Origin of the sequence: Aequorivita capsosiphonis DSM 23843 (assembly GCF_000429125.1) — a bacterium.
Lineage (GTDB): Bacteria > Bacteroidota > Bacteroidia > Flavobacteriales > Flavobacteriaceae > Aequorivita > Aequorivita capsosiphonis.
This window is the reverse complement of record NZ_KE386849.1, coordinates 82,124-107,206: the sequence shown is the minus strand read 5'-3', so window position 1 is coordinate 107,206 and position 25,083 is coordinate 82,124. Positions and strand designations below refer to the sequence as shown.

Annotated in this window: 23 protein-coding genes; all 23 read left to right on the top strand. The window is 32.6% G+C overall.

Features of this window, described 5'->3' with window-relative positions; translation table 11 throughout:
• The first annotated feature begins 15 nt into the window (after window positions 1–15).
• The 23 genes from rfbA (at window position 16) to G440_RS0115975 (ending at window position 25,061) form a co-directional block, all read left to right on the top strand.
• A complete protein-coding gene (gene rfbA, locus G440_RS0116095) occupies window positions 16–894 on the top strand; it encodes a glucose-1-phosphate thymidylyltransferase RfbA (RefSeq protein WP_026452231.1) in 879 nt (292 codons plus the stop codon).
• 39 nt (window positions 895–933) lie between these two features.
• The gene (locus G440_RS0116090; RefSeq protein ID WP_026452230.1) at window positions 934–2,010 is read left to right on the top strand and encodes a DegT/DnrJ/EryC1/StrS family aminotransferase; all 1,077 of its coding nucleotides are present in this window, start codon (window positions 934–936) and stop codon (window positions 2,008–2,010) included.
• A 530-nt stretch (window positions 2,011–2,540) separates the two neighbouring features.
• The gene (locus G440_RS20230) at window positions 2,541–3,380 is read left to right on the top strand and encodes a beta-keto acid cleavage family enzyme (protein WP_034259783.1); all 840 of its coding nucleotides are present in this window, start codon (window positions 2,541–2,543) and stop codon (window positions 3,378–3,380) included.
• Complete coding sequence (locus G440_RS20830) at window positions 3,373–4,026, top strand: acetyltransferase (protein ID WP_051285437.1); 654 nt, start codon at window positions 3,373–3,375, stop codon at window positions 4,024–4,026. Before G440_RS20230 ends, G440_RS20830 begins: the two co-directional genes overlap by 8 nt.
• A 412-nt stretch (window positions 4,027–4,438) precedes the next feature.
• The gene (locus G440_RS0116070; RefSeq protein WP_026452229.1) at window positions 4,439–5,647 is read left to right on the top strand and encodes an ATP-grasp domain-containing protein; all 1,209 of its coding nucleotides are present in this window, start codon (window positions 4,439–4,441) and stop codon (window positions 5,645–5,647) included.
• Entirely contained in the window at window positions 5,647–6,615 is a 969-nt protein-coding gene (locus G440_RS0116065; RefSeq protein WP_157418035.1) for a hypothetical protein, read from the top strand. Before G440_RS0116070 ends, G440_RS0116065 begins: the two co-directional genes overlap by 1 nt.
• The gene (locus G440_RS0116060) at window positions 6,608–7,417 is read left to right on the top strand and encodes a sulfotransferase domain-containing protein (protein ID WP_026452227.1); all 810 of its coding nucleotides are present in this window, start codon (window positions 6,608–6,610) and stop codon (window positions 7,415–7,417) included. The genes G440_RS0116065 and G440_RS0116060 overlap by 8 nt, the downstream gene beginning before the upstream one ends.
• A gap of 175 nt (window positions 7,418–7,592) precedes the next feature.
• On the top strand, window positions 7,593–8,711 hold the full coding sequence (locus tag G440_RS0116050; protein ID WP_026452226.1) for a hypothetical protein: 1,119 nt from the start codon (window positions 7,593–7,595) through the stop codon (window positions 8,709–8,711).
• Between the two features lie 120 nt (window positions 8,712–8,831).
• Window positions 8,832–9,830, top strand: a complete 999-nt coding sequence (locus tag G440_RS0116045; protein ID WP_026452225.1) for a Stealth CR1 domain-containing protein — start codon at window positions 8,832–8,834, stop codon at window positions 9,828–9,830.
• Window positions 9,831–10,343: 513 nt separating this feature from the next.
• Window positions 10,344–11,324, top strand: a complete 981-nt coding sequence (locus tag G440_RS20220; RefSeq protein ID WP_051285436.1) for a glycosyltransferase family 2 protein — start codon at window positions 10,344–10,346, stop codon at window positions 11,322–11,324.
• A 24-nt stretch (window positions 11,325–11,348) separates the two neighbouring features.
• A complete protein-coding gene (locus tag G440_RS0116035) occupies window positions 11,349–11,780 on the top strand; it encodes an FAD synthase family protein (RefSeq protein ID WP_026452224.1) in 432 nt (143 codons plus the stop codon).
• 142 nt (window positions 11,781–11,922) lie between these two features.
• Window positions 11,923–12,219: a transposase gene (locus G440_RS21525; protein ID WP_245574879.1), complete on the top strand. Its 297-nt coding sequence runs from the start codon at window positions 11,923–11,925 to the stop codon at window positions 12,217–12,219.
• Window positions 12,216–13,097, top strand: coding sequence for an IS3 family transposase (locus tag G440_RS0116025; protein WP_026452222.1), 882 nt, complete (start codon window positions 12,216–12,218; stop codon window positions 13,095–13,097). The genes G440_RS21525 and G440_RS0116025 overlap by 4 nt, the downstream gene beginning before the upstream one ends.
• Before the next feature lie 210 nt (window positions 13,098–13,307).
• The gene (locus G440_RS20825; RefSeq protein WP_245574878.1) at window positions 13,308–14,282 is read left to right on the top strand and encodes a glycosyltransferase; all 975 of its coding nucleotides are present in this window, start codon (window positions 13,308–13,310) and stop codon (window positions 14,280–14,282) included.
• 878 nt (window positions 14,283–15,160) lie between these two features.
• Window positions 15,161–15,865 carry a WbqC family protein gene (locus G440_RS0116015; RefSeq protein ID WP_026452221.1) on the top strand — a complete coding sequence of 235 codons (705 nt, stop codon included), beginning with the start codon at window positions 15,161–15,163 and terminating at the stop codon, window positions 15,863–15,865.
• 18 nt (window positions 15,866–15,883) lie between these two features.
• Window positions 15,884–16,447 carry a GNAT family N-acetyltransferase gene (locus G440_RS0116010; RefSeq protein WP_026452220.1) on the top strand — a complete coding sequence of 188 codons (564 nt, stop codon included), beginning with the start codon at window positions 15,884–15,886 and terminating at the stop codon, window positions 16,445–16,447.
• A 353-nt stretch (window positions 16,448–16,800) separates the two neighbouring features.
• Window positions 16,801–18,078: a CDP-glycerol glycerophosphotransferase family protein gene (locus G440_RS0116005; protein WP_026452219.1), complete on the top strand. Its 1,278-nt coding sequence runs from the start codon at window positions 16,801–16,803 to the stop codon at window positions 18,076–18,078.
• Window positions 18,075–19,022, top strand: a complete 948-nt coding sequence (locus G440_RS0116000; RefSeq protein WP_026452218.1) for a hypothetical protein — start codon at window positions 18,075–18,077, stop codon at window positions 19,020–19,022. The genes G440_RS0116005 and G440_RS0116000 overlap by 4 nt, the downstream gene beginning before the upstream one ends.
• 99 nt (window positions 19,023–19,121) lie before the next feature.
• Window positions 19,122–20,180, top strand: coding sequence for a glycosyltransferase family A protein (locus G440_RS20210; protein WP_051285432.1), 1,059 nt, complete (start codon window positions 19,122–19,124; stop codon window positions 20,178–20,180).
• 348 nt (window positions 20,181–20,528) lie between these two features.
• The gene (locus G440_RS20205) at window positions 20,529–20,957 is read left to right on the top strand and encodes an HIT family protein (RefSeq protein WP_051285431.1); all 429 of its coding nucleotides are present in this window, start codon (window positions 20,529–20,531) and stop codon (window positions 20,955–20,957) included.
• A 12-nt stretch (window positions 20,958–20,969) separates the two neighbouring features.
• Window positions 20,970–22,115 carry a CDP-glycerol glycerophosphotransferase family protein gene (locus tag G440_RS0115985; protein ID WP_026452217.1) on the top strand — a complete coding sequence of 382 codons (1,146 nt, stop codon included), beginning with the start codon at window positions 20,970–20,972 and terminating at the stop codon, window positions 22,113–22,115.
• Between the two features lie 103 nt (window positions 22,116–22,218).
• Window positions 22,219–23,583, top strand: a complete 1,365-nt coding sequence (tagD, locus tag G440_RS21520) for a glycerol-3-phosphate cytidylyltransferase (protein WP_157418034.1) — start codon at window positions 22,219–22,221, stop codon at window positions 23,581–23,583.
• 296 nt (window positions 23,584–23,879) lie between these two features.
• Window positions 23,880–25,061, top strand: a complete 1,182-nt coding sequence (locus G440_RS0115975; RefSeq protein ID WP_026452215.1) for a CDP-glycerol glycerophosphotransferase family protein — start codon at window positions 23,880–23,882, stop codon at window positions 25,059–25,061.
• Window positions 25,062–25,083 lie beyond the last annotated feature (22 nt).

Sequence of the window (25,083 nt, the reverse complement as noted above, 5' to 3'; positions counted from 1 at the left end):
AAAATTAGCATTAAAATGAAAGGCATAATCTTAGCCGGAGGCTCCGGTACCCGTTTACATCCATTAACTTTAGCTGTGAGTAAACAGTTACTACCCATTTATGATAAACCTATGATTTATTATCCGCTTTCTGTTTTAATGTTAGCTGGAATTAAAGAAGTTCTGATTATATCCACCCCGCACGATCTGCCTAATTTTAAAGAACTTTTAGGAGATGGAAAGCGACTTGGCATAGAATTAAGTTATAAAGAACAGCCTAGTCCAGATGGGTTAGCGCAGGCGTTTATTTTAGGGGAGGAATTTATTGGTAACGATGACGTTTGCCTGGTTTTGGGAGACAATATATTTTATGGCGCTGGTTTGCAAAAAATACTAAAGGAAACGGTAAATACTGTTGAAAAAGAAGGAAAAGCCATTGTTTTTGGTAATTATGTTAACGATCCGGAGCGTTATGGTGTTGCAGAATTCGATAAAGACAAAAACGTTATTAGCATAGAAGAAAAACCGAAACACCCAAAATCCAATTATGCTGTGGTTGGCCTGTATTTTTACCCTAACTCGGTAATAGATATTGCTAAAAATGTTAAACCATCGCACCGGGGAGAATTAGAAATTACCTCTGTAAACCAAGAATATCTTGAACAGGAAAATTTGAAACTTCAAATTCTAAGTAGGGGTTTTGCCTGGTTAGATACCGGAACGCACGAGGCCTTAACCGAAGCTACGGAATTTGTAAAAGCAGTAGAAAAGCGTACAGGATTAAAAATTGCTTGTTTGGAGGAGATTGCTTTGCGTTATAGATGGATTTCTAAAGAACAATTGGTAAAAGATATTGCTGGTAAAAAAGGAGATTATTATACTTATTTGAAAGAAATATTAGAACGACCAAATTAGCATCAATTTGCGTAAATTCGCATTTAATTCGCATCTAATATGATTCCAATTACAAAACCTTTTTTACCTCCGAAAAACGAATACGAAAAGTATTTAGATAGAATTTGGGAATCCCATTGGGTAACTAATATGGGGCCTATGGCAAGTGAATTGGAAGAGCTATTAAGCAATTATTTAAAAGTTGAGAATTTACTTTTTGTCACTAACGGTACGATTGCTTTACAAATAGCCATTAAAGCATTAGATTTAAAAGGTGAAATTATTACTACTCCTTTCTCCTTTGTTGCCACCACCAGTAGTATTGTGTGGGAGGGATGCTCCCCTGTGTTTGTAGAGATTGATGTAGATTCATTAAACATAGATACCACAAAAATAGAAGCGGCCATCACTGATAAGACTACTGCTATTTTAGCTACGCATGTTTATGGTAATCCCTGTGACGTGCTAGCAATTGAAAAAATAGCGAAAAAGCACAGCCTCAAGGTTATTTATGACGGCGCTCACGCGTTTGGCGTTGAATTATATGGACGTTCTATTTTTGAGTTTGGTGACATAAGTATATGTAGCCTACATGCTACTAAATTGTATCATTCAGGGGAAGGTGGATTAATTGTTACAAAAAACCCAATAGTACTGAAAAAGTTAACTTCTATGCGTAATTTCGGCTTTGCCGGTACAGAAGCTTTTAATGAGTTGGGGATTAACGGTAAAAATTCTGAGTTTCACGCTGCTATGGGATTGGCGAACTTCCCGCACATACCCAAAATTCATAACCAACGTAAAAAACTTACGGAAGCTTATCATAAGGGCTTAGAAAATCTTTCATACCGAATTCCGACTTGGCATGATAAAGCTTCATTAAACTATGCGTATTTTCCTATTCTTTTGGAAAGTGAGGAAGTGATCTTAAAAGTCAAAGAAGGATTAGCCAAAGATGATATTTATGTTAGGCGCTATTTTTATCCTTCCTTGGCTAAAGTATTGCCTTATTTACCCGATACAGAGATGACTGTGACAGAAGATATTGCGAAACGAGTGTTATGCCTGCCACTATATTACGATCTTGCTGTAGTTGAGGTGGAACGAATTTGCCAGCTTATTCAGAAACTAGTTTAATGTTATAATTAATTTTGGCCGCCTAAGATGTAAGGCCCACCAATACCTAAAATACAGGTTAGGGCTGACTGTCCCCATAGCTATCAGGATTGAACTGATCTAAGTCTTGCTTCTTAATATGTTGATTTAGGAAATTATTTAAGCATACTTTTAGTTATTAACTCTCAATGCTACACTTATTAGCAAGGTGTCAACTTAATACAAATGTTATAGATACCTATTATCTTTGGCCCAAAAGAATTTTATAATATTTAATCGGACACTAATGTATTATAGAAAATTTTTTTCTCTTCTTTTAAAGTCTTAGGCTATTATTGTCGGTAATTTATTCTATTAAATTGAGAAGAAATAATAAGAAATCCTACAAAGGATTTTATATTGTTAGAAGAAAGTGTAACTTTCTTTCCTTAGAAAATTTTTACTAAGTTAGGAGAAAACAAGAGAAATGATAAAAACTTAATGATTTTTACAGGAATTTCTCTTCTAACTCGTTTATTATAACCAACGCTGCAAAGGAAAAATATAGAAGAATGGCTAACAACAAAGTAATAATAAATTTTTGTCCTACGGGTATGATTCCCACTAAAGAGCTAACTCCGCATGTTCCCGTTTCACCGAACGAAATTATAGAACAGACTCATGAGGCCTATGAATTAGGAATTACTATAGCGCATTTGCATGCCCGTGAGTTGGATGGTGTACCAACTTGGAGGCCGGAAGTCTATCGTGATATTTTTGAAGGTGTTCGTAAACATTGTCCGCATCTAGTAATATGTGGTAGTACTTCAGGACGTGATTTTCCAGAGTTCGAAAAAAGAGCAGCTGTAATAGATTTAAAACCGGATATGTGCTCCCTCACCTTATCTTCCCTTAACTTTGTATCTCAGGCTTCCGTTAACAGTCCTGATATGATTGTTCAATTAGCAAAAAAAATGCAAGAAAATGGAGTCATACCAGAACTGGAATGCTTTGATTTGGGAATGATTAATTACGGTAAATATTTAATAAATAAAGGATATATGGAAGGTCCATTCTATTGGAATCTATTATTCGGTAATATTGCGGGGCTTCAAAACTCTTTTAGTCATATAGGAACTGCCCTAAATGAAATTCCTTCAGATCATTTTGTAGCCTTGGCAGGTTTAGGTGCAGAACAATTAGCGGTTAATTCGGCAGCAATTTCAATGGGTTATAATGTTCGGGTTGGGATTGAAGATAATATATGGTGGGACCGAAAGAGAAGTAGGTTGGCTACTAATATTGAATTGATTGAACGTGTCCATAGGTTAATTGAAATAAACGGGAAAGAATTTTTTAAATCTGAAGAATTTGGCCAACTAGGATTTTATAATCGGAAGCAATATGTTTGATAGAATTCAGGTATTAGGAACTTCCGTTTATGTTTTTAGTGTTATTGCAGATATACTTATGGAAGAGGAGATAACTGAAGAAATTGATGTTTTTTCTAATTTAGACCGGGAGATAGAGCCATTTACGCCTGTTAAAAGTATTGAGTTCAACAGGCAACCTAAGGGTAGTTCTCCTTCTAAAAAATACCCTTCGATTTTTGGAGTTACTAATTCTAAAAATAAAATACCCGTTTTTAATTATTTTCTGGAAAATCATAATATCCAAAAATCTAATTATTGTAACATTATTCATAGTTCAAGTTCGATTGCACCTTCTGCTAAACTCGGAAATGGAAACTTTATAGAGCAAAAAGTTGTTATTAGTTCGCAAACAATTTTAGGTTTCGGTCTCTCCATTAAAAGAGGTGTTCTGATCGGTCATCACTGTATAATTTCAGATTTTGTAGATATTAACCCCGGAGTTGTGATTTCTGGTAGAGTTGAAATCGGAAAAGGATCTCTTTTAGGTTCTGGATGTGTGATTATTGACGGAGTTACCATTGGGAGCAATACCATAATAGGCGCTGGCAGCGTGGTAACAAAGGATATTCCATCAAATGTTGTTGCGTATGGTAATCCGTGTAAGCTTGTTAGAGAGAATAAATGATTTTAATACTAAGCTATTTGCTACTAATTCTTCTCATTCCATAATTTTATTCCACTTGACTTTTAAGAGTCTTTATATTGGTTAGTAGCTGATGCAATTGAAGCCTTCATTCTCTCTAAAAATCTGCTGATGCAATTTTGATGAGAATTACTTATTTGCTTGATAGAAATTTAAGAAGCTATTAACAACAAACCAATACACATCATAAAACGCATCTTCATTATCTCTAAAAATCGTATCATTGTAAATTCGAAATCTGACATTAAATTAGAGACTAAGAGATGACCAATAAATATTTAAATCCTGTTGTTTATCGCGAATATTACAAAGTCCGTATAAAAAATCCTTTCTTAAAAAAAAATCTGGTGAAGGTAATTTTAAACCTATTTTTGAGCGTTCAAAATAATCAGCAATGAAAAAAATATTATTATTAGGAGGATTACGCTACTTAATACCAATTATAAAATCGGCTAAGAAGTTAGGCTATTACGTTATTACTTGTGACAACCTCCCCAATAATATTGCGCATCAATATGCCGATGAATTTCATAATGTGAGTATCACTGATAAAAATGCAGTTTTACATTTGGCAAAAAGGCTTGAAATTGATGGTATTATGTCTTTTGCTGTAGATCCGGGTGTAATCACGGCTGCCTACATAAGTGAAAAACTAAACCTTCCTAGTGCGGGCCCTTACAAATCAATTGAGCTATTACAAAATAAAGCTTTATTTCGAAAATTTTTAGCCCAACACAATTTCAATGTTCCGAAAGCTAAAGGATATAACTCAATCGTTATTGCTTTAGACGATATGAGAAATTTTGACGTTCCCCTTATTGTCAAGCCTGTAGATTCGGCCGGAAGTAAAGGGGTTTCTAAAGTTGAAAACTTCAGTGAGTTAGAAGAAAAATTTCAATATGCTTTATCTTTTTCATCTTCTAAAGAGTTTATTGTAGAGGAATTTATTGAGCAAGATGGATTTTCTTCTGATTCGGATTGTTTTTCATTAGATGGAAATCTAATTTTCTGTTCTTTCTCTAATCAACGTTTTGATGCTAATGCGGCAAATCCTTATACGCCTTCAGCCTATAGTTGGCCGTCCACTATTTCATCAGAAAATCAAATTTACTTGAAAAATGAACTACAGCGTTTAATAAGATTATTAGAGATGAAGACCTCCATATATAATATTGAGGTACGGGTAAGTAAAAAAGGGGTTCCTTATATAATGGAGGTATCCCCAAGAGGGGGTGGCAATCGGCTTTCGGAAATCTTGCGTTATGCAACGGGAACTAATTTAATTTCATGTGCGGTACAAGCAGCTTTAGGCGAAGAAATCGAAAAAATCCAACAACCTGTTTACAACAGTGAATGGGCCGAAATTATTTTATATAGCAATCATTCAGGACAATTTAAAGAACTGAAAATTGACGCTACGCTGGATAAGTATATTGTAGAAGTAGATTTGTGGGTTAAGAAAGGCGACCTGGTAAATTCATTTACAGGGGCTAATGAAGCCATAGGAACGCTAGTTCTTCAATTTGATTCTGCTGAACAATTGGAAAAAATAGTCTCTGAGTATTCAAAATATATCGAAGTAATTGTAGCGCCATTAAAATGATGGAAAATAAAGAAATTGGAGGGTTTTTAGAACTAGAACTAAATGATTTAGGTTCTCTTTATCATGATAAGGCTGTTGCTGTAAATACAGGCAGGAATGCTCTTGAGTATATTCTAAAAACCAATGAATATTCAAAAATATACCTGCCATATTTTACCTGTGAAGCGACACTAGAACCTTTAAGAAAATTGGATATAGCCTATTCTTTCTACAACATTGATAATGAATTAAGGCCGATATTTGACTTTACGACAATAAAGAAAAATGAAGGCTTTATTTATCCAAATTATTTTGGACTATGTAACTCTATAGTTGAGCAACTGATATTAAAGTGTGAGCGTTTAATCCTGGATAATGCACAAGCTTTTTTTTATCAACCAAAGAAAAGTACCCCTTCTTTTTATTCACCAAGAAAATTTTTCGGGGTATCCGACGGAGGTTTTTTATATAATGAAATAAAATTAAATATAAAGCTAGAAAGAGATAGTTCGTTAAAAAGGCTTACACACATTACGGGACGTCTAGAGCAAGATGCTGAAAATTTTTATACGCATTATCAACTAACCGAAATTTCTCTTCAGGATGAACCGATAAAGAAGATGTCGAAATTTACAGAAAAAATACTCAGTACGGTTGATTATGATGAGGTCAAAAATAAACGACAACAAAATTATGGGAGTTTACATCGTGAATTTTGTTCAGTAAACAAATTAAAGTTACTTGTTTTAAAAGATGAAGTTCCTTTATGTTATCCTCTTTTATTGACCAATGGTTCCGATATTAAGCAAAAATTAATTGACAATAAAATATATGTGCCTACCTACTGGCCAAATGTTTTAGAATGGACAACGCCTAACTCGTTTGAATATAATTTAACAAAAAACCTCTTATGTTTGCCACTTGATCAACGCTATGGAAATCTAGAAATGCTAAAAATAATAAACGTACTAAAATCTTTTAATGAATAATATAGCCTTGTTTTCCGCTCCTCGCTCAGGATCTAGCTGGTTGGGTCAGATTCTAAATAGTTCTCCAGAAGTTGCTTATCGTTTTCAACCTAATTTTGCATATTCGTTTCCTTATGAACTCTCAAATGAAAGTACAGCAAATGAAATAGATGTTTTTTTTGATGAATTATTGCATACACTTGATCCTTTTGTTAATGCAGAAATCTCCATCAGCCGTAAAAAGAATATACAATTTGAAAAGTCGAAAATAAAGGCCTTGGTCTTTAAAGAAACACATTATATCAATTCAGTAGAAAACCTGCTAAAAAACTCTGATACTAAAGTCATAGGACTGGTAAGATCGCCTTTTCCGGTCATAAGCTCTTGGCTGAAAATTCCAAAAGAATTTGATCCACAATGGATTATTAAAGATGAATGGGAAAATGCTCAAAGTAAGAATCAAAATAAAGTAACTCATTTTTTTGGCTATAACAAATGGAAAGAAACAATAGCCTTATTTTTAAAAATGAGAAAAGAGCATCCCACTCAATTTTATTTAATTTCTTATGATGATTTGCTACAAAATACTGAAACTGAGGTCAGGAAGCTGTTTAAGTTTTGCAATATAAATTTTTGCGATCAAACTGAAACATTTATAAAAAAATCAACATCGAATATGGTAAATGACGATGATGCATATTCGGTTTTTAAAAGTAAAAAGAAAGATGATGCCTGGAAGAACGATTTACCCAAGTATATAGAAGAAGAAATAAAAGCAGATAAAGAATTTAAAAAGTTCAACCTTCATTTTAATTGGATTTAAAGCTTATTTATGGACTTTAAAGATTTTAAAGAAAAATACCAACACAAGGAGGTGACGGAATATCCTAATTCTGCGAGTGCGGAACCAGTTGTTTCTGTTTGTGTACAAAACTATCAGTCAAAAATGTTATCCAACATTCATTTTTAGAAGTATTGATTTAAATTTTTAAAATAAAATGAAGAATAAAATAAAGATCATCCACATCCATAAAGACCCCAAATTTGTGCATTGGGTTAACATGTATTCACAAGATTTCTTTGAAAACCAATTGGTGTTTTTAGGAGAGTCTAATTCTATATCAAATGAATATGATAATTTATTGGTTTCCATGCCCAAAGATGAAGAAGATCGTTTTTTAAAAATTATTGAGCTTTGTGAAAATTCTGATTTAGTGACAATAAATAACCTTAATAGTTACGCTTTAAAGATAACATTAGCTTTATCCTTAGAAGTGAAGATTGTTTGGCGATTTTTTGGCTGGGAATTATACTCTAAAGATCCCAAATTAATATATAGTGAAAAGACGAGACAGCTTCGGCCATCATATCCAAAACCATCTTTTACAATTCAATTAAAACAATATATTTGGAATCTTTTATATGAAACTCCTTTTGAAAAAGCGATTAAGAGGATGGATTATTTTATTGGTTTAATGGATGATGAATATCTTTATTTTAAAAAGTTGGGCTATAAATTACCTCCATTTATTCAAGCCCCATATCTTCAATCTCAACCAGTAAAAATAGATTTAGTAAAGTCTAAATTGATAGTTTTTGGAAATAGTAAAAACATATCCAATAATCATCTTGATATTTTAGAAACTTTAAAGAATGTTTCTCTTGATAATGAATTAAAGATAAAAATGTTCTTTAGTTATGGCAAGGAAACTGAATATGAAAAAGCCACAAAAATAGAAGCTAAAAAAAATGAACAGATTGAAATAGAAGAAGATTTTCTTTCTAAAGAAGAATTTAAAAAAGTCTATATACATGCTGCAGCATTTATTTTTAATGGATATAGACAAATGGCTATGGGAAATATTTTTACGGCAATCAAATACGGTGTAAAAATTTATTTGAGTGATAAAAATAATTCTTCTAATTGGTTTTTAAAAAATGGCTTTATAATTTTTTCAATTGAAAGACACTTAGAAGAAGACTTGAGGAATAATAATTATTACCTAACACAAGAGGATATAACGAATAACATTGCTATGTATGTTGAGTTAACTAAAAAATACAATGTATCAAAGTTCAATCAAAAAATTTTAAAAATAGCAACTGATAATTTATAGATTTTTCAACTTAGTTTTGCATAGCTTTTTAACCCATTAAATACATATGATTTAATGTATATTCAATTTCAAATAGTCTAATTCGCCTCGTTCTTAAAATAATAATAATTAAAAAACAATATGGATTTTATAATACCTTGGGTTGACGATAATGACCCTGCTTGGCGTAAAGAATATTTAAAACGTAAAAACGGAGAATCATTAGGTACTGAAGAGTCAAGATTCAGGGATTGGGACAATCTGCAATATTGGTTTAGGGGGGTTGAAAAATTCACACCTTGGGTAAATAAAATCCATTTTGTTACTTGGGGTCATTTGCCAAAATGGCTGAATATTAATCATCCAAAACTAAATATAGTAAATCATACCGATTATATACCTAAAGAATATTTGCCAACCTTTAATTCTCGTACTATTGACTTAAATTATCATAGAATAGAGGAGCTGAGTGAAGAATATGTATTATTTAACGATGATGTCTTTCTTCTGGATTTTTTAAAAAAAGAGGATTTTTTTAAAAATGGCAAAATGAGAGATATGGGTGTATTTGATATTATTGTTGGGTGGCGTGATTATGACCACACTATTTTGAGTGGTATTTCTGTCATCACCAAATATTTTAGTAAGACAGGAACTGTAAGACAAAAACCTTTTAACTGGTTTAATCTAAAATATGGCTTCTTCAATAACATAACCAATCTTGGAATTTTACCTATTAAAAGATACGGTCACCCTAGCTTTAAAGAGTTTCATTTAGCACAACCTGCAAGAAAAAGTACATTGAATTTATTGTGGGATAAAGAATTTGAAAAAATGCATTCAGCATGTCAACCTGAATTTCGAGATTTACATTCCGTAAATCATTTTGTGCAAAGATATTATGATTTGGCCAGTAACAATTTTCTTCCAATAGATATGAGAAAAAGAGGCTCATACTTTCGTTTAAAACATAATTCAGACCCAAAATTGGTAGCTGACTTTATTAGAAAGCAAAAGAAGCCAATGGTTTGTTTAAATGATTATCCTGACTTAGATGGGGAGCTATATACCAGAATGAAAGATTCAGTTAATAATGCCTTTGAATGTATTCTCCCAGAAAAATCATCTTTTGAGCTATAATCTAACTATTATTTAAATACCATATTTTTGAATTTCATTTTTAAGTAAATTAAACCTTATTAACTCTATTATGAAAATCACAATTTTTGTCGGTTGGTCTAGATTGGAACTCCTATAGCCCGCAAATTAGCGTAAAACAATATAAACCAAGTCACAATTTCGATTTTGTCATGCCCAAAAATCTGTTCTACTCAAGTCAATGATTTAAAAGACCATAAATAAGCTTTTAAAGGAAGATTGCTTTTTTGAATATTTGGGATATGAAGTGAATTGGTAACTTATATAATGCAATTTTATTTTTTTATGTCGAGGGTAGTCTATGAAATAGTTGAATAGGTGTTTTATTATAAAGTAAAATTAAGCTAAGTTATCGTTATTTTTATAAACCTAATATCTAACGAGTGAATTTTATAAATCACTCTTTTAAAAATATTGGGACTTGAATTTTCTCGCGTTAAATATTTAGAGTTTTTAAGGTAAAAGAGCATTTTGAGATTTCGAAATCTGAACAGCATGAATAAACCGTTTGTAAGTATTTCTTGCGTTACATTTAATCATGAACCTTATATTCGCCAATGTTTAGATGGGTTTATGATGCAGGAATGTGATTTTGATTTTGAAATTTTAATTCATGATGATGCATCAACAGATAAAACACAAGCTATTATTAAAGAGTATGTGTTAAAATATCCAGATATTATAAAACCGATTTATCAAACTGAAAATCAATGGTCAAAAACCACGGGGGGAATGAATGCGCATTATAATTTTCCGAGGGTAAAAGGTAAGTACGTTGCCATGTGTGATGGCGATGATTATTGGACTGACCCTAAGAAGCTACAGAAGCAAGTGGATTTTATGGAAGCAAATTTGGACTGTATCATGTGCTATCATTCGGTGAAAAATGTGTTTATGGCCAAAAATAAAAAAGATAAAATTATTGATCTTAACACAGCCACTAATTTAAAATTTACGTCTGAAGAATTTATAAAGACTAAATATGCTCGAACAGTAACACAATTCTTTAGATCGCAAGTAATTATAAATTACCCCAAATGGACTTTAGAATCTCCAATAGGTGATTATCCCTTGCAAATGCTTTGTGCTGTAAATGGAAATATTGGGTATATTGGTGGAGAGCCAATGGCTGTATATAGAGTAGGCGTTTCAGGTTCTACAAATGATGGTAGATTCGGCTCTAAAGAAGAGCAAAAGCAATGGGTGCGTAAACGTTTATATAATCATAAGAAAAGTCGAGATTTATTTAATGAAAATTCTAATTACAAATACAATCATATTATACAACAAGAGAAACAGAAATTTAGTTTTGGCATGCTAAACCAAGGTTTGGATAATTTTAATAAAGTAGAAATGTTCAAACTCTTCAAAAAATATATTCCTTACCCGCTAAAAATGGAATGGAAGTATCTTAGGTTTTGGGTACGATTTTTATTAGGTCCAAAAACCTTTGATTCTTTAAAAAAAAGAATATAATATTACTTAGACAAATCATAATCAATGAATAAAAAAAATAAAGTTATTGGCTATGCCACAGGTGTTTTCGATCTTTTTCATATAGGGCATTTAAACATTTTAAAAAATGCCAAAGAAAATTGCGATTATTTAATTGTTGGCGTAACTGTTGATGAACTGGTGGCTTACAAAGGTGCTAATGCTATTATCCCCTTTGAGGAACGCCTTAAAATAGTGGAGGCAATTCAATATGTTGATGAGGTTGTGCCACAAACATCCATGGATAAAATGGCAGCTTGGGAAAAGTTGCAGTTTAATAAAATGTTTGTTGGAAGTGATTGGAAAGGAACAGAAAAATGGAATGATTTAGAAGAGGAGTTTGCCAAAGTAGGTGTGGAAATTCAGTATTTTCCATATACAAAAGGAACATCTTCAACACATTTAAAAAATGTATTTAATCAACTTCTAAAGAGTTAAAAGTTAAGAGTTGAAATAAAATAAAATAATATTAAAGTATTATTGCAAAAATCAGACGCTTCATTAAATTTTAAACACTGGAGTTGCTAACTTAGCCCGCATTGAAAGTTAAGAATAATAATAATCTTAATTTTGAAAAATGATGAAAACCCGTAAAAAATACGATGTTGCCTTTAAAGAAAGAGCGGTTCAATTAAGTAAAGAGAGGAAGAATCTTTCGGAGCTTGCGCGTGAACTTGGCATATACCCAGCTCAGCTTTATAAATGGTGTAAAGAGGAAAAAGAGTTTGGAGCTGGTAGTTTTCCTGGTAACGGAAATCTAAAACAGACTCCCGAACAAGAACGCATAAGCACACTTGAAAAGAAACTTAAGGACGCAGAGCTTGAGCGGGATATATTAAAAAAAGCAATCGGCATCTTTTCCAAGAGCGATCGATGATATATAAGTTTATCAAGAACCACGAGACATTATATTCGATTGAAAAGATGTGTAAAGTACTGGACATTGGTCTGCGGAGTTATTATGATTGGAAAAGCAACGCTGTTTCCGATAGAAAACAGAGAGCCATTTTGATAAAAAAGGAAATCGAAACTGTTTATTTTATTAAAAAACAGCGGTACGGCAGTCCTCGAATTGCAGTAGAATTGAATGCCAGGGGAATCAGGGTTTCTAGAAACACAGTAGCCAAATACATGAGGGACTTAGGGTTTCGCAGCAAATTAGGACGAAAGTTCAGGACAACGACAGATTCAAAGCATACCCATAGGATCATGGAAAACCATTTGAACAGAGAATTTAGGACTACAGAACCCTCCAAGGTCTGGGTGTCGGACATCACCTATATCCACACCAAAGAAGGATTCTTGTATCTAACAACGATTATTGACCTTTACGATCGCAAATGTATAGGATGGAGCATCAGTAATGGAATGAGTGCGGAAGAGACCACACTTGCGGCATGGAGGATGGCAGTCAAGAATCGGGATATAGTCAAGGGACTTATTTTCCATTCAGATCGCGGAGTGCAGTATGCATGTGAGAAATTCGCAAACACATTAGATTCCTATAAGGTAATTACCAGAAGTATGAGCCGTAAAGGAAACTGCTGGGACAATGCTGTTGCTGAGAGCTTCTTTAAGACATTAAAATCTGAACAGCTATATGGAAACAAGCTGGTGTCCAAGGAGAAAATGAAAATGGATCTATTCGAATATATTGAAATATGGTACAACAGAGAACGCAGACATTCAGCTATAGGAAACCTAACAATAGAAGAGTTTTGGAAACAAAAGTCAAATCTTAAAAACGTAGCTTAGCTAATAGTGCGGGTTTTATTTGCAAGTCCACACGTTATCTTAAATTTTTTAGTTTTGTCTTTCAACAATAATTATTAATAATTTTACATTCTCTGCAGGCAATAGTATTACCCAATGCCTAGCTTGTTAATAACCTAACTTAATACCTCTAGAATTATAGAACAAAATTACATGGAAAGTTTTCAGGGAAAAATTATAGTTAGTGTAACTATGATTACTTATAATCAAGAGAGCTACATCAAGCAGGCTATAGAAGGAGTCTTGATGCAAGTTTGTGATTTTGGAGTAGAACTTATCATATCAGATGATAATTCAAATGATACTACTAAAGAGATTGTAAGCGATATCATAAAAGATCATCCCAATGGGCATTGGATTAAATACGTTAAGCATTCCAATAATTTAGGAATGATTAAAAATTTTCTATTTTCTCTAAATGGAGCAAAAGGAAAATATATTGCTTTATGTGAAGGTGACGACTATTGGACGAATCCATCCAAATTACAAGAGCAGGTCGATTTTATGGATATAAATAATGATTGTAGTATGTGTTATCATTCAGTTAGGCATAGATATATGACTAACAATATGGTGGATAGGATTGTGGGTCCAAAATCCTCTGTAAATATAAAATACACCTCTGAAGAATTTATAAAAAATAAATATGCTAGAACGGTATCACTTTTAATTCGGTCTTCGGTATTTCAAAAAGTTCCGAAGTGGCCGCTAGATTCCCCAATAGGTGATTATCCATTACAAATGTTATGTGCTTTACAGGGAAATATTGGATATATTGGCGGGGAACCAATGGCAGTTTATAGAGTAGGTGTTTCGGGTTCTACCAATAATGGAAGGTTTGGTACCAAAGAAGAACAAAAGCGATGGATGCGTAAACGCTTATATAATAATAAGAAAAGCAGAGATTTATTTAATGAAAATTCTGATTATAAATACCACCAAATTATTAAAGAACAGAAGCAAAAATTCAGTTTTGGCATGTTAGATCAAGGCTTGACGAACTTTAATAGATTTGAAATGTTAAAGCTCTACAAGGAATATATCCCTTACCCAATAAAGTTGGAACGAAAGTATTTCAGATTTTGGTTTCGGTTTCTGATAGGTCCAAAATTATTTGATTCTTTCAAAAAGAAGTTTAATACTACTTCGGCAAATTTTAAGGAATAAAAAAAAATTTTAGGTTCTTGCTTAGTCTTTAGACAATAGACATTGCCAATTAGACCTTACCAACGAATTACTCTTGATTTAATACATTTCCTTATTACTACTCAAAATAAAAACGCAGGGGTTGAATTGAATGTAGAAGTAGCTCTAGGAAGCCCTATTGACATTTTGTATAGAAATAATGGATGAAATCCTCGCACTCGCAACAAAATATCTTGATTAAAATATTGTTCTAACAATAAATTTTTTGAGTATTCATATGGCGACGACAACAATTCGTTGATCGGATATTTTTGATAAATGAAATTTTTAAGTATATTGTAAACGATTTATAGAATATGAAGTTATAATTCAATAAATTTAGGAATGAGTTTTGAAGCTAGAGATGGACACAGCGCCATTTATTTCTGCAGACTCAACCAGCATTAACGGAACATTTGTATAATCTTGTTCTATTCCCCACCAATATTTTCCCCTTTAAACATTACATACCGTGTGCCGTTAGGCATTAAATAAAAGCAATATAAAGAATTGCTTCAGATCCAAATACGAATTGGGAACCATATAATATAAGAGTTTCCAGTATTAATTATTCCTTTTAGAGGGAAATTATGATTTTCAATAATGTTAACTATCTTACAATTGATTTTAAGAGAGATAATTAAATAATTTAAAGTGTGCAGGAAATAGGTGTACTATCAAAAAAAGTTACTTACACTTTATACCTGGAAAAATTTTATAAAGTATTACTCAAATTAGTTTTACGGCCCCCGTCTAAAACATGATATTGCTAAAAAGGCCTTGTATCACCTTTATTTTTTAAAAAAATGAAGAGATCGCCTTATTTAGGAGCTCACTTTTGCTAATTCAAAATGATAATTATGAAATTAGCCGTGATGCAGCCATATCTATTTCCTTATATAGGATACTTCCAGCTTGTTAAAGCAGTGGATGTTTTTGTGTTTTATGATGATGTCAATTATATTAATAAAGGTTGGATTAATCGAAATAAAATACTCTTGAACGAAAATGAATATCTTTTTACAATTCCCTGTATAAAAGCAAGTCAAAATAAATTAATAAAAGATATTGAATACGATAATAATCATCGTGATTTTAAAAAGATCCTGGGGACTATGAATCAAGTTTATAGTAAAGCCCCCTATTTTAATGAAGTTTGGACTCTAATTAGTACCGTTTTTGAGAGGGACTTAAAGTTTATCTCCACTTTAGCGCAAGAAAGCGTTATTCAGATTTCTAAATATTTAGAATTAAATGCAGTTTTTAAATCTTCTTCAGATTTTCATTCAGAAACTGTTGGCATGGAAAGAGCGGATCGTTTAATTGAAATTTGTAAACGAGAAAAAGCTAATGAATTTGTAAACGCTACGGGAGGAAGAGCGCTATATGAAAAATCATATTTTCAGAATAATGGGATTAATATAAATTTCATAAATTCGGAGGGTGCTATAGAGTATAAACAGTTTTCCAATGAGTTTATTCCCTGGTTGTCTATTATAGATATCTTGATGTTTAACTCTGTTGCAGAAGTTCAGCAAATGCTTTATAAATATAAATTGGAATAAAATTTTAAATCACCTATTATGAACATACAGGGAAAAAATATTAAACTCCGAGCTATTGAAAAAGAAGATCTCGAGTTATTAAATAAATGGGCTAATACTGTAGAAATCCAATATTGGTTGGAAGGTTGGCATTTTCCAACTAATATGGAGGACCAATTAAGATGGTTTTCATCTTTCTCAGTGAATTCAATAAACCAAAGATTTGTGATTGAAGCCCCAGAGCTAGGGGTTATTGGTACCGCAAATTTAGTAGATATTGATTGGAAAAATCGCAATGCTTTTCACGGGATGATGCTTGGAGATAAAGAAATAAGAGGGAAAGGTTATGGTCTAGAAACTGTTATGGCTATCATGAAATATGCTTTTGAAGAGTTAGGCTTTCAACGCTTAAATGGTTCTATGATAGCATATAACGCAGCAAGTCTGAGGCTCTATGTTGGAAAATGTGGTTGGAAAGAAGAAGGACGTCAACGCAATTATTATTTTAAAAAAAATCAATTCTGGGATAAAATAATTGTCGGTATCACTAGAGACGATTATTTTGAATTGGTTAAACAAAATAATTACTGGGAAGATAAATAATTTACTGGTTGCATCCTATCAAGATCTAAGACCTTACTTCGCGTTGGCACTAGACCCCGAATTTCTTTTAACTTGGCAACCTAACCTTCTGTTTAATAAAACATTTTTTCTTTGCGACCTCGGCGCCTTTGCGGTGAAAAATATACCGCGGAGACGCAAAGAACGCAAAGCTTTAGAGTTTTGAATTTAATTAGATGATAGACCTTCCCGATAACTAACAGAACTAAAACTTGTCCACTGCTTTACCCACCGGAGGACAGACGGTTTCGTGCTCCCGAAGCCTCGGGACTGTAAATACAGCACTGAACATTAAAAAAACGAAATAGGACTACATTAATCAAATAGCTTAAACTTTGAATTTCCTTTTAAAATTTAAATCTTGTACCGAATATGTAGTATTACCAATATGGTATCTACTGGACAGGTTTGTAAAAAAGAAACCATCTTATTGGGGATTTCCAGTGCATTTTTCTGATTCTACAAAATTTATTGAGAACCCCCGTGCTGTTTTTGAGCATATTAAAAAGGACGTAACTCTAAAGAAAATTTTATTTTATAGAGATAGCCATAATGGGTTTGAAATAGATGATACAGTAAATTATGAACTAGTACAACTACATTCATTTCGTGGACTTTACCTATTAATGCAATGCAAAGTGCTTTTTGTTTCAAATGCAATTTCCTGGGATTTCACATTAAGATGGAATAATGATACAAAGTATAGTATCATAAGGATGGATATGCAGTCTAGACATGTTGTTAATCTATGGCATGGTATCCCTTTAAAACAAATCCTTTCCTTATGGAATACCGATTTAAGAGATAGATATAATAAAATTAGTTATAGAAAATACGAACGGGAAAACTATTCTATGATCCCAGCTTCGTCTAAAGTTGATGGGTATGTTATGGCCGCCGTTTTTCATCCTATCGATCCTAAAAAAGTAATCCCACTTGGCTTACCTAAAAACGATTTTTTATTAAAAACAGATGTGGAATTGCCAAGCTACATTTTAAATCAATTAATAAAAATAAGGGAACTTAAAAAAAGCAAAAAATTAATTCTCTATGCCCCAACACATAGACAAACAGATGCCGTTAAAGATGCTGCATATTACAATTTTAGCAAAGAGGATATTCGTAGTTTAAAAGACTTTTTAAAAAATAATAATGCTATTTTAGGGGTACGAATGCATTATTTGAGAAAGGGAGTAAATAGGTTTCCCGCTGAACAATTAATTGATAACGAATTTATTTTTGATTTAGGCAATAGGCTTATTCCTGAAATTGCGCCTTGTATAATTGAATCGGATATTATTATCACAGATTACAGTAGTTTATATTTAGATGCAGTTTATCTAAATAAACCCGTATTTAGTTTTGCCTATGATCTGGAACATTATAGTAAGCATCAAGACGGACTTATTTACGATATGGATTTTGCCTTTCCTGGTCCCATAGTAAAAGAGTTTAAAAAATTAATAGAAGCTTTAAATAAAGAAATTCATAATTTTAATCAATGTGAAGCTGAAAAATATAAAATGATTAGGGAAATGTTTTTTGATACTATTGATGCAAATAACGCTTTAAGGTTGATAGAGAAACTAAAGTCAGAATTGAAAATAGTATGAGCAAACGAAATTTATTAATTCATATCGGAATGCCTAAAGCGGGGTCTACCACCTTGCAAAGACAAGTGTTCCCAAAGACGAAGAAATATAGGTATCTAGGTAAAGATGATGGATTAAACGATCAACATTTGATGCCAATATTTAATTTCATAGGAGATTTGGCTTATATAACCGAAGATGAATTGACTGCCAGTTTTATTCTATTTGATACTTTTCTTAAATCTGAAGAAATCAAAAGATTTGGAGACATTAATTCAGAAATACCAATTTTACTATCCTTTGAAACATTCACAACCCTTCTTTTTCAAGCAATGAACTATCATATAGGTGTTTATGGAGCAGACCCCTATAAGATTTTTAGTAGACTTAAGGAATTTGGCACTGAGCACAGTTATAACATCGATATTATATTGATTGAAAGAAATGAAAAAGAGGCAATTCATAGTTGGTATGCCCAATACTTTTATCACTATAGAAGCATTATGGCTTTGTCAAATCTTAAAGGTATGTTGACCAGTGAATTAAATTTGGGTTATATGCAATTAGGCTTAAAATGGTATTTAAAAGGAAAACTTATGGGTGTATTGTGTGAATATTTCAATCAAACCAATATTCATGTATTTCAATTTGAAGCTCTTTTTTCATATTCAAAAACAACTGATCAGGAAAAGTTTAATAAGCTAATTGGAGTAAATTTTGATCCTACTTCTTTCAAAGCAGAAAATAAGAGAAAGTTAATAGGGAAAAATAATATAAAGATAGGATCCAACAGATCGCCTCATAAATTCTCTCTAGGCTTTACAGAGTCTTTGAAAATTGCAATAAATACATTTAAAGATAATTATTACTCCAACAAGAAATTAGAAATACCCATAGCCTGGGATGAAGAATGTGACCACCTATTAAATAAAATAATCGAAAAAGAATCTAAAAAATTTATATAACTCACACCATTTATTTGTTCAGAAGAACCTAGATGTATTTAGAGCTTGATAAATAAAATAGAAAATATAGCATACGTAAAATCTCTAATAACTAAAAAAATGAATCAAAAGCAACAACATAATCACGATTCATTACCTAACCCCATTGCCATATCAGAGCAAAAATGGCCAGAAGGTACTTTACCTTTTGTTGCAACCGCTACACTAACCTATAATCACGAGCCTTATATTAGAGATTGCATAGATGGTATTTTAATGCAGAAAACAACTTTTCCAGTTAGAATTGTCATTTTTGAAGATTGTTCTACAGATAAAACGGCGAGTATCATAAATGAGTACGAAAAAAAATATCCCGATTTAATATTTGCTTTTTGTCAATCGATAAATACATATAGAAAGGAAAACCGTAGGGAGGTGCTTCAACCTTATTTTAAGGCCAGACAAGTGGCCAAATATATTGCCTTCTGTGAAGGCGACGATTATTGGACAGATCCTTTAAAATTGCAAAAGCAAGTGGATTTTATGGAGGACAATCCTGATTGTAGCATGTGCTATCATTCGGTACGCCATGTATTTATGACCAAAAATAAAGTGGATAAGATTGTTGGTCCCAGAGCACCTGATGATATAAAATATACATCCGAAGAATTTATAAAAGGTAAATATGCTCGAACCGTTAGTCGATTGGTAAAAGCATCACTAGTGAATAACTATCCCAAATGGGTTTCTCAATCTCCAATAGGGGATTATCCTGTACAAATGATCTGTGCTTTGCACGGAAATATCGGTTATATTGGGGGTGAGCCGATGGCTGTTTATAGAGTAGGTGTTTCTGGTTCTACCAATCACGGAAGGTTTGGCACCAACGAAGAACAAAAAAAATGGATGCGTAAGCGTTTATATAATCATAAGAAAAGTCGAGATTTATTTAATGAAAATTCTAAGTACCTTTACAGCCACATTGTTGTACAGGAAAAACAGAAATTTAGCTTTAGAATGTTATATCACGGCTTGGATATTTTTAATAGATTGGAAATATTAAAGCTTTACAGAGAATATATTCCTTATCCGCTAAAAATGGAACGAAAGAATTTTAGCTTCTGGGTACGATTCCTATTAGGTCCAAAAACTTTTGATTCCCTTAAAAAAAGAACATAATGTTGCTTAGATAAATTTGGCTCTAGTTTAGCTTCCCGTTAATATTTCGGTATAAATTGATATTTCGAAGGTTTCAAATTAGTCCAATAGAAGAAAATTCAATTATTCCCTTTAGGGTCGGGGTGGAAATGATTGAATTTTCGACCTTTTGTTCTTGCCCCTCTCGATATTTATTGGGGCTAAAAAGTTACAAAATGTCGAAAATCGGATATGGCTATTATAATAGCCAGTTTAAACTAGAGCCAAAAATTTTAATCTTAGCGTGGAATTTCAATATTCTCCTTTTATAAGAGAAATAGCTTCTACAAATTGAAATAAATTGAATCAACTTTTAAAGAAATAAAAATCATGAAAGCGTTTAGAGAAAAATTTCAAATTGAAAAATTTCAATTACAAAAAACGGGCTCTTGGGTCATTAGTTTGCGGCCTCAACAAGTAACTTTGGGGTCTTTAATCTTGTCTTTAGATCGTACATGTCCACATCTTGGAGAATTAACCGAACTTGAAGGAAAAGAGCTCAGCGAAGCCTTTAAACTTGTTGAAACGCTATTAGAAAAAACTTTCCATCCAGATAAGATTAATTATTTAGCATTGATGATGGTCGATTATCAAGTGCATTTTCACGTGATACCAAGATATGAAAAGCCGATTGAATTTGACGGGCAGCAGTATCAGGATCAAGATTGGCCCAAACCACCAAATGTTTTAAGCCCTTTGGAACTAAGCGAAAATAATCTGATTTCTTTAAAACAGTGTTTTAAAGAAAAAGCTAATTAATAATTTAGATTTATGAATTGGAAAGCGAAATTATTCCAAAAAGCAGTAGCCACTTCAGCACCAATTTTATCAAGAATTATCCCCAAAAAAAGGAATTACTTTGTTTTTATTCCTACGCACGATCGTAAGAACATTCTTTCAGGAAATAGTTTAGCATTATTACAATACATTGAGAATAATCACCCAGAGATCGATTATGCTTTGGTTCTTTTGGGGAATAAAGACGCAGTAATACCAAAAGAAGAAAATGGGTTAACGGTAAAAAGAAACACTTTATCAAGTTATTGGAGTATTTTACGGGCCGAACATATCATACTTGATATGATAGTTTTTGATCCTTTATTAGAAAATGGTCAGTTTTCAATCATTCAATTATGGCATGGCACTGGATTTAAGAATATTGTTCTCTTAACTAATCATACTGAAAATTATATTCGAGTTGTCAAGAACTTATCTCCTCAGATTAAATTAGTTGTTGCAACTTCAGAGTCTGATACTATTAGAAAAAATGTTTCATTCCAAGTTGAAAATGCGCGAATTACAGGCTCTCCTCGAAACGATGTGTTTTTTAAAGAGAAAGATTATTTTCGCAGCCTGCGCAAAAAATATAAGCTAGAAAATTATGACAAGGTTATTTCTTATGCCCCGACTTTTAGAGATGAAGCAACTACATCTCCCTTTTCTGATAATTTCTGGAAAAAGTTAAATGACCACTTAGTAAAAAACAATGAGGTCTTTATCGTTAAGAAACATCCATGGGATAAGCATTTAATAGTTCCTTCTTATTATTCTAATATTAAGGATTATTCAAGTATAATTAAAGATCCCCAAGAATTACTCCTAATCACAAATTTATTGATATCTGATTACAGTGGTATTATAACTGATTTTGTAATTATGGATAAACCTGTTTTACTTTATATGTACGACTTAGATATGTATCTTGAAAGTTGCAGATCTATGTATTATGACTTAGAGGAAATATTACCAAAACCTTTTATGTATAAAGAAGAAGAGTTATTAGAGAGAATAACAACTAATGATTGGATGGAGGATAAGGAATATAAAGAAAGTTATAATGCTTTTAAAAATCAATTTCATAAATACTTGGATGGCAACTCAAGTAAGCGTGTGACTGAGGAGATCTTGAAACTATAATTTAGTCCAAATAGCAATCTTGTCAACATCTTCAAACGAGTTCCTATAAAAACCTTACTTTTGCATTCGCTTTTTAGTGAAGCTAAACCTTATCAATTAAATTATGAAAATTACAATTCTTGGCGGTGGGTCTTTTGGAACTGCTATGGCCTGCGAAATTGCGGAAAACGATATAAACCAAGTCACAATTTTGGTGCGTGATGAGCAAGTTAAAGACGAAATTAATAAAACCCATTTCAACTCAAAGTATTTTCCAAATAAAAGATTGCCACATAATTTAATAGCTTCTACAGATTTATCTTCTCTGCAGGCTGCTGAGTTGGTGTTTTTGGCTATTCCCACCAAGAGTATTCCACAAATCACAATTTCCCTAAAGAAATATCTTAATCCAGAATGTCTTATTGTCAATGTAGCTAAAGGACTTTTTGACGAAGGACAAACCATCGTTGAGTATTTAAGAGAAAAACTGGAGTGTGATAACATTATCACCTTAAAAGGAGCCTCTTTTAGCGTAGAAATGATCAATTCTGCCCCAACACTTGTTACGCTAGGTTTTGAAAATAAAGCGCAACTTACCAAAGTGGAAGCTGCGTTTTCAAAATCGAATATCTATTTGGATTTTACAACGGATATAAGAGGCGTGGAGCTATTAAGTGCCTTAAAGAATATTTACGCCATCTTGTTGGGTCAAATTGATGCCAAATACAACGCTGCCAACACACGCTTTTTATTTTTGACCAAAGCTTTTTCCGAAATAAAAATCATTCTCAAAGCCATGGGAGGGAAGCCCGAAACTATGGATTTAAGTTGTGGAGTTGGTGATATTTCCTTAACCGCACTTAACGACTTAAGTAGAAATCGTACGCTAGGCCTCTTAATTGGAAAAGGATTTTATAATGCATCCTTTCAAGAGAATTCTGTAGTTCTAGAGGGAATTAAAACCTTAAAGTTAATCGACTCCATTATCTCCGAAGATTTAAGAAAGAAGCTTCCTTTATTAGAAGAGTTAATTTCCTTATTGGTAAGAGAAGATAAAAAAGCCATCAACTTAGACTTCGATGAACTTTTCAAAAAGAATTATACTACCGTACTAACCTATGGTACATTTGACCTCTTGCATTACGGCCATTTAGAGATTTTAAGACGCGCCAAGCAACTAGGGGATAGGCTTATTGTAGGCTTATCAACCGATACTTTTAATGAGGGTAAAGACAAAGTCTGTGTTATTAAGTATGAAAAACGCAAGCAGCTATTAGAGGCGCTGCCTTATGTTGATCTTGTAATTCCAGAAAATACGTGGGAACAAAAAGCAGATGATGTACAAACTCATCATGTGGATGTATTTGTAATGGGTAGCGACTGGGAAGGAAAATTCGATCACTTAAATGAATTTTGTGAAGTCCGTTACTTTCCAAGAACTCGCGGGATTTCCACTTCAGCTTTAAAGAAAGTTTTAGATAAAGACTAGTTTTTTGAGAAAAAGTAATAGGTGTTGATCTGCCTATGAGTGGGGAGTTTTGTTTTAAAGCTACCGGTTTTTAACAAAATTATAAATATAAGTTGCGAGTTGTTGCGTAGACGAAATGATTAGATATTAAACATTCGAGCTATTTCTTGATTGAAAATCCTCAACTTGTCGCCATGCTTTAATAAAAAAATACACATAATATAAATCATTATAATTGGATATATTTGCGAATTCAAGGCAGTGAGCTTTGATTTACCTTCACTAAGAGTTTGATATTATAAATAACTAGTTTTATAATGAAATTACTGCAAAAAATTAAAAACAAACTGGAATATGAACAAATAAAACGAATAAGGCGTATTTCTAAAAAAACACCCAAGAAAGAACAGTTTTTTTTCTCAGACCCTTGGAACTTAGAAGTAAATATAATTGAAGCCGTTAATTATTTCGCTGAACATTCAGGTAAACCGGTTTATTATGGGATTCCTGAACGATTAGTAGCAGCAGCTGAGAAGGTAGTAAGTTCCAAGGCCATTGTTCTAAATGAAAATCACAGAAAGTTATTTGAATCAAAATTTATAGAAAGTAAATATTGCGTTTTTGCGCACTGGAAACACCCCCGATATTATATAGAAAATCAAAAACTGATCAATATTTGGCATGGCATTCCTTATAAGCGTATTGGCAACTTGAAGTACAAAAAAACAGGTGGCGTTTTTGCGGATATCACAATTGGAACTTCTCCTTTGACACAAGGTATTTTTTCAAAAGCCTTTGCAGTGCCGCTCGATAGTGTAACGCAATCTGGTTATCCTAGAAATGATATCTTGGTGCGCATCCATAAAGACAAAGAAAACTGGAAAAGAAAGATTAAAGGGGATTTATTAAATTATGACAAAGTTTTTATTTGGCTACCGACTTTAAGACAAGATTTTATAGGGTCTCATGCTACCCATGGAACTTCTGTGGATAATGCGTTTCAGGTTAAGGACTTTGATGCGCAAAAATTTAATGAGTTATTAAAAGAGAAAAACACCTTGTGCATTGTAAAACCACATCCTTTTTCCATGCAAAAAGATGTATCACAAGATTTAAGCAATATTCTATTCATTAACGACCAATGGTTGTGGGATCAAGGTATCACTCTATATCATTTAGCGGCTTGTACCGATGCACTGATTTCTGATGTGTCTTCCATTATTATCGACTATTTACTAATTGACAAACCTATTATCTGCCTAAGCAGTGATTTTGAGAAATACAAAGCTGAACGTGGTTTTGTTTTTGATGATTTGGAAGCATGGATGCCAACACCAATTCTTAGAACCCAAGATGCTTTTTTTGAACACCTTCAAAATGTCTTGGAAAATGGAACAGATACCTACGGTGCAAAACGGAAAAAATTAAGAGATCAATTTTTTAAACATCAAGACGATCAAAGTGCAGAACGATTATTGGCTCATTTAAGAGCCCAATAAAAGTAACTAAGAAAAAAGAACT

Bases quoted from the DNA above. Each gene is read 5' to 3' on its own strand.
- G440_RS21525 (WP_245574879.1), top strand. From the start codon at position 11,923: ATGAAAACCCGTAAAAAATACGATGTTGCCTTTAAAGAAAGAGCGGTT.
- G440_RS0116065 (WP_157418035.1), top strand. From the start codon at position 5,647: ATGGAAAATAAAGAAATTGGAGGGTTTTTAGAACTAGAACTAAATGAT.
- G440_RS0116010 (WP_026452220.1), top strand. From the start codon at position 15,884: ATGAACATACAGGGAAAAAATATTAAACTCCGAGCTATTGAAAAAGAA.
- tagD (WP_157418034.1), top strand. From the start codon at position 22,219: ATGAAAATTACAATTCTTGGCGGTGGGTCTTTTGGAACTGCTATGGCC.
- G440_RS0116090 (WP_026452230.1), top strand. From the start codon at position 934: ATGATTCCAATTACAAAACCTTTTTTACCTCCGAAAAACGAATACGAA.
- G440_RS0115975 (WP_026452215.1), top strand. From the start codon at position 23,880: ATGAAATTACTGCAAAAAATTAAAAACAAACTGGAATATGAACAAATA.
- G440_RS0116060 (WP_026452227.1), top strand. From the start codon at position 6,608: ATGAATAATATAGCCTTGTTTTCCGCTCCTCGCTCAGGATCTAGCTGG.
- G440_RS0116000 (WP_026452218.1), top strand. From the start codon at position 18,075: ATGAGCAAACGAAATTTATTAATTCATATCGGAATGCCTAAAGCGGGG.
- G440_RS20210 (WP_051285432.1), top strand. From the start codon at position 19,122: ATGAATCAAAAGCAACAACATAATCACGATTCATTACCTAACCCCATT.
- G440_RS20230 (WP_034259783.1), top strand. From the start codon at position 2,541: ATGGCTAACAACAAAGTAATAATAAATTTTTGTCCTACGGGTATGATT.
- G440_RS0116025 (WP_026452222.1), top strand. From the start codon at position 12,216: ATGATATATAAGTTTATCAAGAACCACGAGACATTATATTCGATTGAA.
- G440_RS20220 (WP_051285436.1), top strand. From the start codon at position 10,344: ATGAATAAACCGTTTGTAAGTATTTCTTGCGTTACATTTAATCATGAA.
- G440_RS0116035 (WP_026452224.1), top strand. From the start codon at position 11,349: ATGAATAAAAAAAATAAAGTTATTGGCTATGCCACAGGTGTTTTCGAT.
- rfbA (WP_026452231.1), top strand. From the start codon at position 16: ATGAAAGGCATAATCTTAGCCGGAGGCTCCGGTACCCGTTTACATCCA.
- G440_RS20205 (WP_051285431.1), top strand. From the start codon at position 20,529: ATGAAAGCGTTTAGAGAAAAATTTCAAATTGAAAAATTTCAATTACAA.
- G440_RS0116070 (WP_026452229.1), top strand. From the start codon at position 4,439: ATGAAAAAAATATTATTATTAGGAGGATTACGCTACTTAATACCAATT.
- G440_RS20830 (WP_051285437.1), top strand. From the start codon at position 3,373: ATGTTTGATAGAATTCAGGTATTAGGAACTTCCGTTTATGTTTTTAGT.
- G440_RS20825 (WP_245574878.1), top strand. From the start codon at position 13,308: ATGATTACTTATAATCAAGAGAGCTACATCAAGCAGGCTATAGAAGGA.
- G440_RS0115985 (WP_026452217.1), top strand. From the start codon at position 20,970: ATGAATTGGAAAGCGAAATTATTCCAAAAAGCAGTAGCCACTTCAGCA.
- G440_RS0116015 (WP_026452221.1), top strand. From the start codon at position 15,161: ATGAAATTAGCCGTGATGCAGCCATATCTATTTCCTTATATAGGATAC.
- G440_RS0116045 (WP_026452225.1), top strand. From the start codon at position 8,832: ATGGATTTTATAATACCTTGGGTTGACGATAATGACCCTGCTTGGCGT.
- G440_RS0116050 (WP_026452226.1), top strand. From the start codon at position 7,593: ATGAAGAATAAAATAAAGATCATCCACATCCATAAAGACCCCAAATTT.